Origin of the sequence: Limosilactobacillus antri DSM 16041 (genome assembly GCF_000160835.1) — a bacterium.
Lineage (GTDB): Bacteria > Bacillota > Bacilli > Lactobacillales > Lactobacillaceae > Limosilactobacillus > Limosilactobacillus antri.
Genome location: NZ_GG700738.1, coordinates 33,071 through 47,516, shown reverse-complemented (window position 1 = coordinate 47,516; position 14,446 = coordinate 33,071). Strand labels below are relative to the sequence as shown.

General features: G+C 49.4%; 16 protein-coding genes. 4 read left to right on the top strand and 12 right to left on the bottom strand.

Annotated features, from left to right (window positions below; all coding sequences use genetic code 11):
* Positions 1-11 precede the first annotated feature (11 nt).
* The 4 genes from HMPREF0494_RS09795 to HMPREF0494_RS09780 form a co-directional block, all read right to left on the bottom strand.
* Positions 12-1,574: an MFS transporter gene (locus HMPREF0494_RS09795; RefSeq protein WP_007124808.1), complete on the bottom strand. Its 1,563-nt coding sequence runs from the start codon at positions 1,572-1,574 to the stop codon at positions 12-14.
* Between the two features lie 13 nt (positions 1,575-1,587).
* Complete coding sequence (locus HMPREF0494_RS09790; protein ID WP_007124807.1) at positions 1,588-2,046, bottom strand: NanQ anomerase/TabA/YiaL family protein; 459 nt, start codon at positions 2,044-2,046, stop codon at positions 1,588-1,590.
* A gap of 13 nt (positions 2,047-2,059) precedes the next feature.
* A complete protein-coding gene (locus HMPREF0494_RS09785; RefSeq protein WP_007124806.1) occupies positions 2,060-2,977 on the bottom strand; it encodes a dihydrodipicolinate synthase family protein in 918 nt (305 codons plus the stop codon).
* 132 nt (positions 2,978-3,109) lie between these two features.
* A complete protein-coding gene (locus tag HMPREF0494_RS09780; protein WP_040459057.1) occupies positions 3,110-3,991 on the bottom strand; it encodes an ROK family protein in 882 nt (293 codons plus the stop codon).
* A 270-nt stretch (positions 3,992-4,261) separates the two neighbouring features.
* Between HMPREF0494_RS09780 and HMPREF0494_RS09775 the strand changes: the two genes are divergently transcribed.
* Genes HMPREF0494_RS09775 through nagA form a run of 4 tightly spaced genes read left to right on the top strand, consistent with a single transcriptional unit; the run spans position 4,262 to position 7,685 of the window.
* The gene (locus HMPREF0494_RS09775) at positions 4,262-4,951 is read left to right on the top strand and encodes an N-acetylmannosamine-6-phosphate 2-epimerase (protein ID WP_040459056.1); all 690 of its coding nucleotides are present in this window, start codon (positions 4,262-4,264) and stop codon (positions 4,949-4,951) included.
* Positions 4,952-4,968: 17 nt separating this feature from the next.
* Positions 4,969-5,802: a MurR/RpiR family transcriptional regulator gene (locus HMPREF0494_RS09770; protein ID WP_007124802.1), complete on the top strand. Its 834-nt coding sequence runs from the start codon at positions 4,969-4,971 to the stop codon at positions 5,800-5,802.
* Between the two features lie 30 nt (positions 5,803-5,832).
* A complete protein-coding gene (gene nagB, locus HMPREF0494_RS09765) occupies positions 5,833-6,546 on the top strand; it encodes a glucosamine-6-phosphate deaminase (protein ID WP_007124801.1) in 714 nt (237 codons plus the stop codon).
* A gap of 5 nt (positions 6,547-6,551) precedes the next feature.
* On the top strand, positions 6,552-7,685 hold the full coding sequence (nagA, locus tag HMPREF0494_RS09760) for an N-acetylglucosamine-6-phosphate deacetylase (protein WP_040459055.1): 1,134 nt from the start codon (positions 6,552-6,554) through the stop codon (positions 7,683-7,685).
* A gap of 180 nt (positions 7,686-7,865) precedes the next feature.
* On the opposite strand, the gene HMPREF0494_RS09755 is transcribed toward nagA, so the two are convergent.
* The 8 genes from HMPREF0494_RS09755 to HMPREF0494_RS09720 form a co-directional block, all read right to left on the bottom strand.
* Positions 7,866-8,240, bottom strand: a complete 375-nt coding sequence (locus HMPREF0494_RS09755; protein ID WP_007124799.1) for a type II toxin-antitoxin system PemK/MazF family toxin — start codon at positions 8,238-8,240, stop codon at positions 7,866-7,868.
* Positions 8,240-8,482 carry an AbrB/MazE/SpoVT family DNA-binding domain-containing protein gene (locus tag HMPREF0494_RS09750; RefSeq protein WP_007124798.1) on the bottom strand — a complete coding sequence of 81 codons (243 nt, stop codon included), beginning with the start codon at positions 8,480-8,482 and terminating at the stop codon, positions 8,240-8,242. Before HMPREF0494_RS09750 ends, HMPREF0494_RS09755 begins: the two co-directional genes overlap by 1 nt.
* 105 nt (positions 8,483-8,587) lie before the next feature.
* Positions 8,588-9,343 carry a sulfite exporter TauE/SafE family protein gene (locus tag HMPREF0494_RS09745; protein WP_007124797.1) on the bottom strand — a complete coding sequence of 252 codons (756 nt, stop codon included), beginning with the start codon at positions 9,341-9,343 and terminating at the stop codon, positions 8,588-8,590.
* Positions 9,344-9,357: 14 nt separating this feature from the next.
* Positions 9,358-10,548, bottom strand: coding sequence for an MFS transporter (locus HMPREF0494_RS09740; RefSeq protein WP_040459054.1), 1,191 nt, complete (start codon positions 10,546-10,548; stop codon positions 9,358-9,360).
* 245 nt (positions 10,549-10,793) lie between these two features.
* Positions 10,794-11,732 carry an L-lactate dehydrogenase gene (locus HMPREF0494_RS09735; RefSeq protein ID WP_007124795.1) on the bottom strand — a complete coding sequence of 313 codons (939 nt, stop codon included), beginning with the start codon at positions 11,730-11,732 and terminating at the stop codon, positions 10,794-10,796.
* Positions 11,733-11,858: 126 nt separating this feature from the next.
* Complete coding sequence (locus tag HMPREF0494_RS09730) at positions 11,859-12,515, bottom strand: hypothetical protein (RefSeq protein ID WP_007124794.1); 657 nt, start codon at positions 12,513-12,515, stop codon at positions 11,859-11,861.
* 238 nt (positions 12,516-12,753) lie between these two features.
* Positions 12,754-13,773, bottom strand: a complete 1,020-nt coding sequence (locus HMPREF0494_RS09725; protein WP_007124793.1) for a zinc-dependent alcohol dehydrogenase family protein — start codon at positions 13,771-13,773, stop codon at positions 12,754-12,756.
* Positions 13,774-13,810: 37 nt separating this feature from the next.
* Positions 13,811-14,221 carry a VOC family protein gene (locus HMPREF0494_RS09720; protein ID WP_007124792.1) on the bottom strand — a complete coding sequence of 137 codons (411 nt, stop codon included), beginning with the start codon at positions 14,219-14,221 and terminating at the stop codon, positions 13,811-13,813.
* Positions 14,222-14,446: the final 225 nt, after the last annotated feature.

Here is a 14,446-nt window from a genome sequence, read left to right as displayed (position 1 = left end):
GTCAATCCCCCCTATTTCTTGTCCAATTTGACCTGTTCTTCAACTGAAGTAATGTCAAAGTCAGACCAGTCTTGCTTACGCAATTCATCTGGGTGGATCAGCTTCAGTAGACGTGGCGGGAGGTTAATGGCCAGGCAGATAATAATGACCATCGCCACGGTCAGCACGATGCAGAACAGGGTCCAGCCCAAGTTTAAGCCCAGCGGTTGGAAAACAGCATTCGCTAGTGACAGGGTCATCACGGGTGCTAGGGCCTGACCAAGTCCGGCAGCGTTGATCAGGAACCCAACCCCGGCGTTCCGGCCAGAAGTAGTAAAGAAGTTCCCGATGTACTTCGGCATTAAGGCGGCAAAGGAAATTGCCGTTTCGTAGGCCATCAGGCAAATAACAAACAGTGCCATCCAAATAAAGCCCTTATCCATCAGCGAACGATTAATCATAAAGACCGGTGCTAAGAACAGGAGTGAGGCCGTGGTCCCAATCAGGTAGGCCTTTCGCGTCCCCCACTTGTCACCGATAAAGCCAACAACGATACAACCGATCACCTGGCCGATCCAGAAGACGGACGTCAGGTTCGCAACCATCCCGGTCGAGAAGTGGAGGGCGGTTGAGTAGTAAGTCGGCATCAAGGCCTGCATTGGCCCGTTGCCCAAGTTGGCAGCCACCATGATCACTAAAATTCCCAAGCCGATTGGCCAACGGCGCTTCATGAACTGACGCGTATATGACATGATGGTTGCAAAAATTACGATCCAGGCAAGAACCGACTGAATCAGGTTCAGCTTGCTGGACATTAAGAAGACGAACACCAACAGAACAATCGTCACCAGGGCAGAGCAGGTGTTGATGATTGAACGGAGTTTGCCCTGCTTGAAGAGAACACTAAACATATCCTTTGGCGGAACATAGTTCGGGTCTGCTGCTTGCAGCTTCTTTTGCTGGACCCGCATTTCTGAAAAGTCCTGTGCCTCAGAGATTGACCGCCGCATCCACAGGGCAAAGAAGACCGGGATAATCCCAATCATGAAGAAGAGCCGCCAGTCTTGGGAAGCATACTTGGTTCCTTCCAGCAGTGAAGAAACCAGCTTGTAAACTTGGGCCGTCACGGCACCACCAAGGGAGAAGCCGGCCACAACGAAGCCGACGGCACGGTTTCTCAGGTGCTTCGGCCAGGTTTCCATGATGTAGGTGGTTGAAGAACTATATTCACCAGCCATCCCCAGCCCGATAAAGAGCCGGGCAGCGAACAGAACCCAGAATGACGGCGCGAAGGCACAGATAAAGGTTCCCCCCGCATACAGCAGAATCGAGGTCACCATTGAAACCTTCCGGCCGAAACGGTCCCCAATCGCACCAAACATCAGTCCCCCGAACCACCGTGACAGGTAGGCGGCAGAAATTAAGGTTGAAGATAATACCAACGGGATGTCGAATGTTGCGGCAATTGGTACTAATAGCAGGTTCACCATATTAAAGTCAAAACCATCAAGGAAATAACCAATCGTGGCAGCGTTTAATGATTTCCATTGGTCCCGGCTTACTTCGTTATACCAATGAGTCTTTTTTTGGGACATTGGCCCCACCTCCTTAAAAATCGACCTTTACTTTGATCATGGCCTTGCGGATTACATCGTCATTGAGCTCAATCCCCGGCTGGTGAATATCCTCTGGGAAGGCAATCAGCATATCACCAGGGTGTAGAGTGACGACGACCTTAGGCTGACCAACGAAGAGGGCACAGTCCTTATCAGGGTCATAGGGCTGCGTCGTGGTTACCAGGTCCTTGCTGGTCACCGCCATTTGCTCGGTCCCCTTCACGATCAGGTGGATATCAACCCATTCCTGGTGCTGTTCAAACATCGCCCCGGGCTGACCGTTGGCTGCTTGGTAGTCAAAGACACTGTACTTGACCCCGGCACAGACCTCCTTGGACTCACCGTCAACGAAGTCTTCTAACTTAGTTTGTTGAATATAATCAAGCGCTTGATCGAGGTTCTTAGAAAGATTCTTATAGCGATCGACTTGATCTTTGGACGTAATTATCATGAATAGCTCCAATCTAGTTGAATGCGGCGCGGGTTTTGTTAATCAAAGCAATTGCTTCTGCGACCAGCTGCTGGTCCTCTGGTGCTAACGGTTCAAGCGGCAGCCGGACGGAGCCGATGTCTAAGTCTTCGTTCTCCCGCAAGACCTCCTTGATCAGCGCATACATATTGCCGTGCCCGCCAGCGAGCTTGTAAATCACTTCGTTGATCATAAATTGGAGCTTGTTGGCATTCTTGAGGTCCCCTGCCTTGAGGAAACTGTTCAGCTTTAAGAAGAGGTCGGGCATGGCACCATAAGTACCACCAATCCCGCCAATTGCGCCCATGACGCGGCCGCTGATAAACTGCTCGTCAGGACCATTAAAGACCAGGTGGTCATCCCCGCCCAGGCTCTTGAAGATTTGGATGTCCTGGACCGGCATCGATGAGTTTTTGACCCCGATCAGCTGTTGGTTGTCCAGCATCTGCTGGTACAAGGAGGCGCTGAGCGCGGTCCCGGCAAGTTGGGGAATGTTGTAGATGACGAAGTCCGTATGCGGGGCAGCCGCACTAATAGCGTTCCAGTACTTGGCAATCGAGTAGTCCGGCAGCTTGAAATAGATTGGCGGGATTGCGGCAATGGCATCAACCCCCATGCTTTCAGCGTGCTTCGCCAATTCCACACTATCTTTAGTATTGTTGCAGGCCACGTGGGCAATGACGGTCAGCTTCCCCTTGGCAACTTTCATTACGTTTTCTAAGACCATTTTCCGTTCCGCAACGCTCAGGTAAATACACTCGCCCGAAGAACCGTTAACGTAAACGCCCTTGACCCCTTTTTTAAGGTGGTATTCGGTTAGCTGCTGCACCCGTTCAGGACTGACCTCGCCATTGTCGTCATAGCAGGCGTAAAAGGCCGGGAAAACACCACGATACTTTGAAAAATCTTTCATAACTACTGTCCTTTCAAAAAGCTCTGAAGTAAAAAACAAAAGCACAACAAACACCCATTAAGAGCGTGTTTGTTGTGCAGTTGATTTATATTTAGAATTATTATTTGGCTCTAATTCTATTACGAAGCAAATTTACTTGCAAGCGCTTTCTGGTCCGGCATAAAAAAGTGAAACCGCGCCGAATAGCTGTGACAGGTCCTGCAGAGTGGCAATTTTGAGCTCCGTTTGGAACATCCCATCAGGCATTTTTTCATTAACGTAGTATTTGATCTTGTCGGTAAAGAAGGCCCCCTGCCTGCTTACTGCACCGCCGATTAGGAAGATATCGGGATCCAATAATAAGCAAATATTGGCAATTTCTTTTGCCAGCGCTTCGCACCATTGATTGATAAGACTAAGGTAAAATTCTTCCCCAGCCCGGGCAGCCGAAAAAGCCTCCGGAACGGTCACATCATACTGGGCCAGCTGACGCTCAAAGGCCAGCGTTGAAGACTTCGCTTCAAATGATGAGTCGCCAATTTGCTGGAAATTTAAATAGCCAACCGAATTAGCTAGGCCGTGCGCACCATTCAAAAGCTTGCCATCATAGTAAAAGGCGCCGCCAATTCCAGTCCCCAGTGCAATACAGTAGATCGACTTTTGACGGTCAAGGTTTCCCTTGAAAATTTCGCCCATCAGGGCAGCATCAACGTCGTTAATCACCTTGACCGGAATCGCAAAGGCCGTTTCTAAAATCTGCTTAAGCTGGGTTCCCTGGTAGTCTTTAACCGTCGGGCCGGCGTAGATGATTTCACCCCGTTTGCCGACCCGGCCGGCGGTGCTAATACCGATCCCCCGCAGGTTAAATTTCTTCTTTTTTTGTTCAGTCACGTCAATTAACGTTTTGACGATCGTATTGTCTTCATTGTTATTTGTCGGCGCAGTTCCATAATCAACCACTTGGAGGTGCTGATCGATTATTCCATACTTAATTGATGTGCCTCCAATATCAAATGCGAGATAGTTGTTATCCATTTTGCGTGTTCCTTTCTCCAAAAATAGGTCCGGATTGGTCGAAATAATAAAATCGGCTGACGCCAATCCCTCGGTCAGGACAATCATCTAGTAATGTTTTGAAAAGCAACTATGAAAAGGAATATTGCGAAAGTAATTCCTTGCAGATATGATTGCAGTGCAGTTGATTTTGATAGAGTTATTATTAAATTTAAAAATCTGTAAAAGCAAGTTTAAAAAGTTAACCAGCTTTGTAACTAGCGCCAGCGCGTTAAGAACGGAGGAAAAAATTTGCAAAACAATTTTTTAGAACAGACTAAAAAGAAATTGATTATTTCTTGTCAGGCCCTCCCGGGGGAACCCTTACACAGTTCTTTTATTATGTCCCGGATGGCCCGGGCCGCTACGATGGCGGGTGCGGCAGGTCTTCGTGCAAATTCGGTAGTGGATATTCAGGCGATCCAAGACGAAACCGCGCTCCCGATTATTGGGATTGCTAAGGTCGACTATGACGACTCTGAAGTCTTCATTACACCAACGATCAAGGAAATGCGCGCCGTTGCCAGCACCGGTTGTCAGGTGGTTGCCTGCGATGTTACCGGTCGGCCCCGGCCCCACCACGAAGAATTAGCGGACATTGTTGAACAGATGCGGGCGGAATTCCCGGATACCTTATTGATGGCGGATACCGACCGGCTTGAGAGCGTAGAGATTGCTAATCAGCTCGGTTTTGATATGATTGGAACAACAATGCATGGCTACACCCCGGCTACCGAAGGCCTCAACGTTGCCGACAACGACTTTGAATACTCAAAGGAAGTTGTTGACCTGGCCAAGGCCCCGGTGATTGCTGAGGGCAAGATCGATTCACCGGCTAAGTTAAAGCGGTGCCTCGAATTAGGCTGCCATGCGGTCGTGGTCGGCGGAGCAATCACCCGGCCGTTGCAAATTGCACGGACCTTTGTTGACGTGCTAGATTAGCCAAAGGATGGGTTGGAATGTCAGAGGAATTTTTAAAGTCCATTAAGCTCATTTCCGCAGACCTCACGCGGCAAGAAAAGAAAATCGTGCGGGTCGTTTTAAACGAGCCCGAAGCAGTTCAGGCAATGACCATCCTGGAATTAGCAAAGAAGGCCAGGGTGGGCACGGCCACCATTTCACGCTTTGCCAAGCACGTTGGCTGCGTAGATTTTGCCGACTTTAAATCCTACCTGACGACTTCAAACCTGATCCAGGCCAAACGGCTGTCCGAGAGTTCCATTTTGGACGAGGTGATTTCCTACTACAAGCAGAGTTTAGCAGAAACCAAGTCCTTGATTTCGCTTAACCAATTGAAAAAAATCACAAGACTAATTAGGAAAGCCAATAAGGTCTATATTTTAGGCGTTGGCAGTTTTGGCTATAACGCTCAGGAGTTAAACCAGCGGCTGATGCGGATGGGGATTAACTCGTGCGCGATCTGTGATAGCAGTATGATGAGTATTATTGATACCATCATTTCGCCGAAGGATACCATTCTGGCCTTTTCCGTTTCCGGCAACACAATCGAAGTTTGCGACGCCGTCCAAAAGTGCCGCGAGAAGGGAGTCGTTATTACCTCGATTACGGCCTTTAGCAATAGCGTCCTAGCCAAGCGGAGCAATAACATTCTCCTGATTAAGAACACGGAAAAGTCCCCTAATTATAACTTTATGAATTCGCAATTTACGATCAATTACGTTATTGATCTGCTTACGGAAATCCTCTTGGAACACCCGACCTACCTGAAAAACATGAACAAAACAATTGAAGAAGTTTTACGAATTAAAGAAGCTAATAAAAAGCAACTATAATGAAACTACCGTTTTGAAAGGAATTTAATAATGCGTATTATTGTTGTTGCAAATGCAAATGAAGGCGGCAAAACGGCCGCCCAAATTTTCAGCCAAGAATTGCAGAATGGGGCGAAGGTCTTTGGCCTGGCTACGGGTAGTACCCCGCTTTCGACGTATCGCGAATTATGCAATAGCGACCTCGATTTTAGTGATTGCAGCTCAGTCAACCTGGATGAATATGTTGGCATCTCGGCCGCTAATCCGGAGAGCTACGCCTACTTTATGCACCAAAATTTATTTGCTGCCAAACCCTTTGCCCACTCCTTCATTCCGAATGGGATGGCGAAAGAGATTGATGAAGAGATTAGTCGGTACAACCGCGTGATTGATGAACATCCCGTTGACTTACAAATTTTAGGGATCGGGCAAAACGGCCATATCGGCTTTAACGAACCGGGAACCCCCTTCGACAGCCTGACCCACAAAGTCGCCTTAACCGAGTCGACCATCAACGCCAACTCCCGGTTCTTTGACGACATTCGGGATGTACCGAAGGAAGCATTGACCATGGGTCTCAAGTCGATTTGCCAGGCGAAGCATATTTTGCTGCTTGCCTATGGTCAAAACAAGGCGGACGCGATTAACAAGATGGTTAACGGCCCGGTCAGTGAAGAGCTGCCCGCAAGTATCCTGCAGAATCATGCCAACGTAACTGTAATTGTCGACGAAGAAGCTGCTAGTGGTTTAAAGACTGACAGGTGATCAAAATGCAAACAGTGATTAAAAATGCTGATATTTATGTTGGCAATGGCGTAATCCATAATGGCTACCTCCGCTTCGCAAAAAAGGTCATTGCCGTCGGGCCAATGGCTGAGTACGCCCCCCAGGAAGCGGACGAACAGGTTGTTGACGGTAGTGAAAAGATCGTCGTTCCGGGCTTTATTGACGTTCACACTCACGGCGGCTACGGGATCGACACGATGGATGCTGATCCCGCCAAAGTTAATGAAATGATTCGCCAGGAAGCCAAGAACGAGGGAATCACGTCGATCTTCCCGACCACGGTTACCCAGTCGGTAGCTAACATTAGTCAGGCAATGAAGGTGTTAAAAGTGGTGAACCAGGAAAACCCGGTCATGCAGGGAATCCACCTGGAAGGTCCCTTCATTTCGGCCGAGTACAAGGGTGCCCAGCCAGAACCATACATTATCAACCCCGACGCCAAGCAATTAAAAGAATGGAATGAGCTCTCGGGAGGGCTGATCAAGGTCATTACCTATGCTCCAGAACAAGCTGGGGCCGCCGACGTCGAAAGCTATTGCCAGGAGCATGAGATTGTTCTTTCCGTCGGTCACTCCAGCGCTAAACAAGCGCAGCTGGAGCAGTCCAAGGCGACCCACATCACTCACCTTTACAACGCTCAGCGGCCGATGCACCACCGGGAACCGGGCGTTACGGGCGAGGCACTGTTAGAAAAGAAATTCTATACCGAAATCATTGCCGATGGCTACCACGTGGCTCCGGACATGGTCGACTTGGCTTACCGGCTCAAGGGCCCCGACAAGATCGAGTTAATTACCGATTCACTGCGGGCCAAGGGAATGCCGGAAGGGGTTTCCGAATTGGGCGGCCAAAAGGTAATCGTTAAGGACCACCAGGCCCGGCTTGAAAATGGCCACTTAGCCGGCTCCGTCCTCAAGTATGATTTAGCATTTAAGAATATTATCAACTTTACCGGTTGCAGCATTAGTGACGCGGTGAAGATGACCTCTTATAACCAGGCCCAGGAATTTAAGCTTGAATCTAAGGGGGGACTGACGGTCGGAAAAGATGCTGACCTTAACGTCTTAGATCAAGCCTTAAACCTGGAAGCAACTTATAGTTATGGTCAACGACTATAACAGTTAAGCAACAAGTGACCTAAGCACGTCCTAAAACTGCCAGAGAGGATCTATTAATCGCGGATTGCTCCATTTGTGAACTGTACTTCTCTTAATCACCTATTTTTTAGACCCGCTCTTTTGGGTAACTTAACCACCTTAAAAGCCACCTAGCTCATCCTCAAGCTAGGTGGCTTTTAATCATTCCCTGCCAACCATATCATTCACGTAACGCTGTAACGTTTTCAAGTTTTTTGCAGAAACGTGGTTAACAATGACGCCGTTCCGCGCGCTGAAGTCAAAGTTTTGCAACTGCCACAACACCATGTAGCCTTTAACTCCATTGTTATTACTACCATTAATCAGTACCGGCAAGTAGCGTGGATTTCCTGCATAATCAGCAGTCGTGATTGGCATTCCAATAAACATATGCGTTGCTTCATTATAGGCAGCGGTACTCATCACAACATAGTGCCGCCGAATAGTGCCCTTTTTAGGGTTATGTCCACCCATTTCGTGACCCGCGTGCGGCTCTGCATCGGCAACGATAACGTCCCCTTTTTTTGGAAATTCCATCAGTCAAGCACCTCACGGCCGACCGGCTTGACCGATTGCAATGCCGGGTCATTGTCAATATCCTTTTGATAATCATATTTTTGCCACTCTTGACTAGCAAAAATATTTTCGTGCTTCTCTACCGGGGTAAAAACGATTGTTGTACCCACGTTTTTAACCGTATATTCATCACCCGCAACCCTTATGTCTGCGGGAACGGTTAGCGTGTTTGAATTGCCAACTTTTCTTAACTTAACAGTCATAATAGCCCCTCCTTATGTATACATAAAGTACATACCATTTAACGAGTAAAAGCCACCCAGCTCATCCTCAAGCTAGGTGGCTTTTAGCTATTCTCTATTGTACCGTCATAGTGCGGTCCGTAACCCCATTACGATAATAAAAATACCCATAAAGAGTTTGACGATCCGGGCCCGGGCCGGCTTAGCAGTCATCCAGAGGACAATCGGCGGGGCCAAAAAAGCCCCGACCAGCGAGCCGGCAATCAGACCGCCCGCGGCGTGCCAATCAATACTGCCACCGCTGATGTGCAACAGGGCGCCAACAATTGACATCCCGACCAGCACGTAGGCGGAAGTGGCAGACGCGGACGCCATCGACGCGCCGAGGAGCAGGAGCCCGGTCGTAATCGGTCCCCCACCACTGAGGCCGGCAATCCCGACCATCAGGCCGCCCATAATGCCGTAGAGGACGCTGGCGGCTTGCGGTGATAACCGTGCCGACCGCCCTTCCTTGGGCTGGCGGTATACTTTGATAATCAGCTGGACACCGAGGAACATCAGAATTAGGCCAATCACCAGCTTGTACACCCGTTCCGGCAGCCAGGGCGAGATGAAGAAGCCGACAAAGATACTGGGGATTGCCGCCACCAGCATCCGGTTGCCGAGTTTAAAGTTAATCAATCCCCGCCGGTAGTACGACCACGACCCCATCACCAGGGCTGGCAAGGAGGTCACGATCGACGTAGCCGCCGCGGCACTTGGCGATAATTGAAAAATGGCGGTCAGGACCCCCAGGTAGATGGCACCACCGCCACCACCCAACGAAATCACAAAAATTCCGACCGCTAGGCCAACTATAACCATCAACAATAAGTTTCCCATCAATAACTACCCTCTTATACGTTTGCTCGGTTTAAATGTTGCAACCCAAAGGTAATGATAAACGAAAGCGCCAGAAAAACAATCACGATCCAGTAGGGGTACTGGTAGTTAATATCCAGCAGTGCCCCCGAAATCAACGGTCCAATGACGTTGCCGACACTGGTCAGCGACATATTGACCCCGTTGAGCAGTCCCTGGTTGTTCTTGCTCATCTTCGTTAAAAGGGTCGTAATCGCTGGCCGCAGCATATCAAAGGCTTCAAAGACAACCAGGGTGGCGACAATCAGCTGCCAGTGGGAGTGGTCATAGATCACGAAGGCCGTCCCGATGGCGCTGGCAAAGAAGCAGTAGCGGATCACCCGGACTTCGCCCCACCATTGCACCATCCGGTCAAAGAGGAAGACCTGGAGCACGAGGGAGATAATCCCGTTCAGGGTTAGCACGAGAGCAATCGCCTGCAGGTCGAAGTGGTGAACTTCATTGACGTACAGGCTGTAAATACTCTCAAAGCCGGCTAAGCCAAATGCCATGATGAAAATCATCAAAAACAGGGTGGTCATTAGTGGGGTCAGCAAAGATTTCACCTGGGACCAGCCCCCTTCAAGCAGGGCGTCCTCCGGGTTCTTCGTACTGCTCTTGAACTGCTCGTCGCTGTCCTTCGGCAAGAGGGCCACCGCCACTATGGTACTGATGATCCCGAGAATCCCGGCTACCCAGAAGGGGAACTTATAGCTGATGTTCGCCAGGATTCCGCCCAGGCCGGGGCCCAAAATCAGGCCGCCACTAAAGGCCGCCGACAGCCAGCCAATCACCTTGGCCCGGTCCTTTACGCTCGTCAGGTCCGCAGCCAGGGCCATCGAGGTGGGAACGAACATGGCGGCCGAGAGCCCGTCCACCGCCCGGGACAGGTCGAAGAGCCAGAGCTGCTGGGCCAGGGCAAAGACAAACTCCGCGATGGAAAAGGCCAACAGCCCCCAGACCAGCATCGGCTTCCGGCCGGTCTTATCAGAAATCCGGCCGACGATCGGCGAAGCAATGAATTGGACGAAGGCAAAGAGGGACGACATCACCCCCATGTCAAAGGCTGAAAAGTGGTACTCGTTTTTAATAAATGGCATCACCGGGAAAATCAGACTCATCCCGAGGCAGATCAGGAATTCGCAGAAGATGACCACGGCGATAATGCGCTTGACTTCTTTGCTCACGATTAATGCTCCTTTCTTTTCTTGATCGCAAAAGAAAGGGAGCGTGACAGAAGTCATTTATGACTTCGTTTTCACGCCCCCGCGAGCGCAAATAGGGTTCCAGAGTTCGGTTATACCGGACACTGGAACCCATTTGCGTACCGCGCTGTTCGTATTTGAACTTAGTAAAAGTACTTACGTCACAGTCCCTTTTATTTAATGTTCTAATAGACTAGTTTATCATCAATCAGCCCTTCTGGCCAGCATTATGCCTGCTGGTTGGCAGCCAGGCTTTCCTGGTACTTCTCCTTAATGAAGTCCGCGGAGGTCTGGAGTTTCTTTAGTTCCTCGTCCGTCAGGTCTAACTGGGCCTGTTCGACAATTCCGTCTCGGCCCACTACCGCCGGGTAGGACAGGTAGCAGTCGTATTCCTTGCGGTAGTTGGAAACCGGCATTTCGGTCCGGGCATCAGATAAAATCGTGTTGACCAGACGGACCGCGGCAGTTGCCACCCCGTAACTGGTGTACTTTTTACCCTTGAAGACAGTCCAGCCGCCCATCTTAGCTTCCTTATCCAATTCGTCCAGGTCCAGCCCCTTTTGCTTCGCTAATTCGGCGATTGGCTGGTCGAGGACGCGGACGGTTGACCAGGCCGTGAACTGGGAGTTGCCGTGTTCGCCCAGGTTGTAGCCGGCAACAGACCGCGGGTCGACGTGCAGGCGGTCGGCCACCGCCCGCTTCATCCGGGCAGAGTCCAGCAGGGTCCCGGTGCCGATCACGTGACCCTTTGGCAGGCCGGTCACGGATTGGTAAATCGAGGTAATCACGTCAACAGGGTTGGTAATCACCACAATCTTACCGTGAAAACCGCTCTCCTTAATCTTCTGGGCAACTGCCGGAACCTGCTGACGGGTAAACGGCAGCTCGGCGAACCGGTCGGCGTCCGGGTTGTCCTGGAGCTTGATGTTCCCCAGGGCAGAAACAATGACGTCGGTATCCTGGAGCTGCTGGTAGTCGTTGACGTAAATATTCGTGTGGTGGGTCAGGTTAGCCATCGCGTCCTTAAAATCCAGGGCGTCCGCATTGACCTTCGCCGCATTGGTATCAATCAGTACCAAGTCATCCGCGAACCCCTCTGCAACAATGTAGTGGGCAACGGTAGAACCAACGTGGCCCATCCCGATCACTGCTACTTTTCTCGTCATTTAAGAAGACCCCTTTCATTAACCGATTATGTGATTAGATCTCATTGAAATCTAATATAACATATGAGCCAGGGCTTGGCTAGGTGCAAAAAAGGCGACAACGTGAATTGCCGCCTAAAAATGAAATTACAAGTCTTGCAATTCCTCTACCCGGTCCGTAGTCTTACGGTCCAACTCATTGTGTTCATCAGTAAAATCATTGTAACTTCCACTGATACTTGTGGCGTGATTAGCAAAATGCTTCAAATCCAAGTAAGCATTATGAATTGTTTCTTTGTCCTCATCAGACGCATACTCATTTTTTTGAATTTTTTGATCTAGCGAGTGTAGCTTTTCGATTTTTGCTTCAACATCATCAATATCATCAGAATGGTTATCAGAAATATTGTCAATAGTAGAGTCAACATCAAAATCCTCTCCTGAATTGTCAATAGCACTCTCCCATTCATCGCTTTCTTTTGAAGACAGCTGTTCAACGGCTACTCCCAAATCATAATATAGGGAAGTGAAATCTTCCTTATTATCCTTATAGTTCTGCTTATCTAATTTTTCTTGCCGGGCAATTGCGGCTTCTTCTTCGTGAGTGGCCTCGCTTTGGGCACCTCCAGCACTGAAAAGAGAAATAACCATCACAGCAAGTGCAATCAGTGTTCCAAGACGATTACGCTTGTATTTCTTGCCTTCCTTATTCTTTCTCTCCTTAAACCAAAAAATCCCTAAAACAATTGCAATAATGGCTGATAGTATGAGTACTAAAAGCAAGACGTATGCTAAACTTTGCATCCCAATCTCCTCCAAAAATAATCTCGGTTTAAACAAACAGCGACGGAACCAATCAGCGTAGCAAATTGCGTTGGTTGGTTCCGTCGTTGTGAAACCATTCTCAAGTGTAGCATAGTTATTTTCCAAATAGGATTAGTTTTTCATGAGCACGAAAAGTAAGTGCAAAAAAACAGGGAAGCCCAGCACCACGCTCGGCTTCCCTGTTAAAAGCGGTTAATTATCTTATTTTTTCTATTTATTAAGCGTCTTCGCCGGCAACCTTGACAATTGCCTTGGAAATGTTGCCGAGCTTGCCACTGACAAAGTCTTCAACGTGGGCAAAGTCCAGCACGTTGGAAATCAGCGGCAGCGGATCCACGTCACCGGATTGCAGCAGGGCAACGGAGTCTTCAAAGGTGTACGGATTAATGAAGGAACCTTGGATGTGGAGCTGCTTTTGGTAAACCTTGTAGGTGTTGACCTTGAATTCAGAGTCCGGGTTCCCAACCCCAAACATCAGGACTTGTCCACCACGGCGTGCTGCTTCAACAGCTTGTTCCTGGGTCTTTGGCAGGCCAACCGCTTCGACAACGATGTCATAGGAGTCCGGTTTGATGGCGTCTGGTTCCTTGATGTTGTTAATGGTCTTGAAACCGAAGTGCTTCCGGTTGTTCTCCAGCTTTTCATCGACGGTTCCGGCCAGGGTAACTTCCTTCACGCCGCGGGACTTCAGGATTTGGGCAATCAGTTGGCCTTCAAAACCATCCCCGATGATCAGCGCCGTCTGGTAGGGGTGCGTTTCCAGCAGGTCGACCCCATGTGCCGCACAGGAAATTGGCTCGATTACCGCAGCCGCCTCCAGCGATACGTTGTCCGGAACGTGGTAAACCACCTCTTCGGGAGCCGTGAAGTATTCCGCAAAGCCACCATCACGGGTAACCCCGACGGCATCGAGGTGCTCACACAACTCTGGACGGGAAGTCCGGCAGTAGAAGCACTTGTGGCAGTAAATGTTCGGGTCCACGCTAACCCGGTCGCCCACCTTGAAGTCTTCTACTTCACTACCGACCGCGGCTACTACCCCGGAGTTTTCGTGGCCTAAAACAATCGGTGGAACGGCGTCGGCAGAGCCTGGCAGACCATTGTAGAGGGCCTTGTCGGTCCCGCAAATTCCGGCCCACGCGGTGTGAACCAGCACTTCGTTAGGTTTAACCTCGGGCTTCTGGTAGTCGTTTTCAACTTCAAGCTTCTTAACAGCGGTCATTACTAATGCTTTCATGAATATTTCCTCCTATTTCTTTTAAATCGGCAATCGGCTAATCCTTCACAACTTCGCAAAATTCAATCGTTTCATCGTTGGGACCCACGATGTTGAAATACTTGATCCCGTGCTGCCAGTAGTCCAGGTGTTGGACTTCGTCTTCCTTAACGTTAAAGCCCTCTGCCTTGGCTGCCCGGTAAGCACCATCGGCATCCTCAACGTTTAATGAAATATGGTTGATGGCTCCCGTTTGGCGAACGGCACCATCGCTATCCCAAATTTCCAGCATCAGGTGACCGGCCTTCATGAAGACCACCTGGTGACCCTGGTTATCGGTGTCAAACAGGCCCTGTTTCTTGAAACCGAGCTTTTCCCAAAAAGCAATTGTCGTCTGCAGGTCATCGGTTGGAATCCCCACGTGTGCTATATCATCAAAATACCCGGCAAGGCTCTTATTAAATGCCATTGCACGACGCCTCCTTGAAATGTGTTTATTCCTTTCAACAATCATTATGATAGGGTTTACATTTTTGTATGTCAACCGGTTGGCATTAGGGAAAACGTTTAGCAATCAACTATATCAACCGGTTACCATCACGAAAGTCCATCAGTGGCATACGATTGACGATTGGCAGACGTTTAGCAATTTTTTGTAAAAAATTTTAAATTACACCGTAAAAAAGAGGCTAGG

Excerpts from the sequence above, each read along its gene's own strand:
- HMPREF0494_RS09795 (WP_007124808.1), bottom strand. The coding sequence starts at position 1,574 with ATGTCCCAAAAAAAGACTCATTGGTATAACGAAGTAAGCCGGGACCAA.
- HMPREF0494_RS09790 (WP_007124807.1), bottom strand. The coding sequence starts at position 2,046 with ATGATAATTACGTCCAAAGATCAAGTCGATCGCTATAAGAATCTTTCT.
- HMPREF0494_RS09785 (WP_007124806.1), bottom strand. The coding sequence starts at position 2,977 with ATGAAAGATTTTTCAAAGTATCGTGGTGTTTTCCCGGCCTTTTACGCC.
- HMPREF0494_RS09780 (WP_040459057.1), bottom strand. The coding sequence starts at position 3,991 with ATGGATAACAACTATCTCGCATTTGATATTGGAGGCACATCAATTAAG.
- HMPREF0494_RS09770 (WP_007124802.1), top strand. The coding sequence starts at position 4,969 with ATGTCAGAGGAATTTTTAAAGTCCATTAAGCTCATTTCCGCAGACCTC.
- nagB (WP_007124801.1), top strand. The coding sequence starts at position 5,833 with ATGCGTATTATTGTTGTTGCAAATGCAAATGAAGGCGGCAAAACGGCC.
- nagA (WP_040459055.1), top strand. The coding sequence starts at position 6,552 with ATGCAAACAGTGATTAAAAATGCTGATATTTATGTTGGCAATGGCGTA.
- HMPREF0494_RS09755 (WP_007124799.1), bottom strand. The coding sequence starts at position 8,240 with ATGGAATTTCCAAAAAAAGGGGACGTTATCGTTGCCGATGCAGAGCCG.
- HMPREF0494_RS09750 (WP_007124798.1), bottom strand. The coding sequence starts at position 8,482 with ATGACTGTTAAGTTAAGAAAAGTTGGCAATTCAAACACGCTAACCGTT.
- HMPREF0494_RS09745 (WP_007124797.1), bottom strand. The coding sequence starts at position 9,343 with ATGGGAAACTTATTGTTGATGGTTATAGTTGGCCTAGCGGTCGGAATT.
- HMPREF0494_RS09735 (WP_007124795.1), bottom strand. The coding sequence starts at position 11,732 with ATGACGAGAAAAGTAGCAGTGATCGGGATGGGCCACGTTGGTTCTACC.
- HMPREF0494_RS09730 (WP_007124794.1), bottom strand. The coding sequence starts at position 12,515 with ATGCAAAGTTTAGCATACGTCTTGCTTTTAGTACTCATACTATCAGCC.
- HMPREF0494_RS09725 (WP_007124793.1), bottom strand. The coding sequence starts at position 13,773 with ATGAAAGCATTAGTAATGACCGCTGTTAAGAAGCTTGAAGTTGAAAAC.
- HMPREF0494_RS09720 (WP_007124792.1), bottom strand. The coding sequence starts at position 14,221 with ATGGCATTTAATAAGAGCCTTGCCGGGTATTTTGATGATATAGCACAC.